Consider the following 1119-nt stretch of genomic DNA (forward strand, 5'->3'; position numbering starts at 1 on the left):
GACGAGGCGACCTACAAGGCCATGTACCAGCAGTCAGTCGTCAACCCGGACGGCTTCTGGCGCGAGCAAGCCAAGCGCCTCGACTGGATCAAGCCTTTCACCACGGTGAAGCAGACCTCCTTCGACGATCACCATGTCGACATCAAGTGGTTCGCCGATGGCACCCTGAACGTGTCCTACAACTGCCTGGACCGCCATCTGGCCGAGCGTGGCGATCAGGTCGCGATCATCTGGGAAGGCGACGACCCTGCCGAAAGCCGCAACATCACCTACCGCGAACTGCACGAACAAGTCTGCAAGTTCGCCAACGCCCTGCGTGGCCAGGACGTGCACCGCGGCGACGTGGTGACCATCTACATGCCGATGATCCCCGAAGCCGTGGTCGCCATGCTGGCCTGTACCCGCATCGGCGCGATTCACTCGGTGGTGTTCGGCGGTTTCTCGCCGGAGGCCCTGGCCGGTCGCATCATCGACTGCAAGTCGAAAGTGGTGATCACCGCTGACGAAGGTATTCGTGCCGGCAAGAAGATTCCGCTCAAGGCCAACGTCGACGACGCCCTGACCAACCCGGAAACCAGCAGCATCCAGAAAGTCATCGTGTGCCAGCGCACCGGTGGCGACATCAAGTGGAACCAGCACCGCGACATCTGGTACGAAGACCTGATGAAAGTGGCGGGCACCGTGTGCGCGCCGAAAGAGATGGGCGCCGAAGAAGCGCTGTTCATCCTCTACACCTCCGGCTCCACCGGCAAGCCCAAGGGCGTGCAGCACACCACCGGCGGTTATCTGTTGTACGCGGCCATGACCCACGAGCGCGTGTTCGACTACCGCCCGGGCGAAATCTACTGGTGCACCGCCGATGTCGGATGGGTCACCGGCCACACCTATATCGTCTACGGCCCGCTGGCCAACGGCGCGACCACGCTGCTGTTCGAAGGCGTACCGAACTATCCGGACATCACCCGGGTGGCGAAGATCGTCGACAAGCACAAGGTCAATATCCTCTACACCGCCCCGACCGCCATTCGCGCCATGATGGCCGCGGGTACGGCCGCCGTTGAAGGCGCCGATGGCAGCAGCCTGCGCCTGTTGGGTTCGGTGGGTGAGCCGATCAACCCG

At 62.8% G+C, this 1119-nt stretch carries 1 protein-coding gene; it reads left to right on the forward strand.

The genetic code is table 11. The annotated features are described in order from the left end of the window. The coding region (locus tag ACIO0C_RS31320; RefSeq protein ID WP_401318379.1) for an AMP-binding protein at positions 1-1119 on the forward strand (1119 nt) is incomplete at both ends.

Origin of the sequence: Pseudomonas sp. NPDC087336 (assembly GCF_044744285.1) — a bacterium.
In the GTDB taxonomy this organism is placed as follows: Bacteria; Pseudomonadota; Gammaproteobacteria; order Pseudomonadales; family Pseudomonadaceae; genus Aquipseudomonas.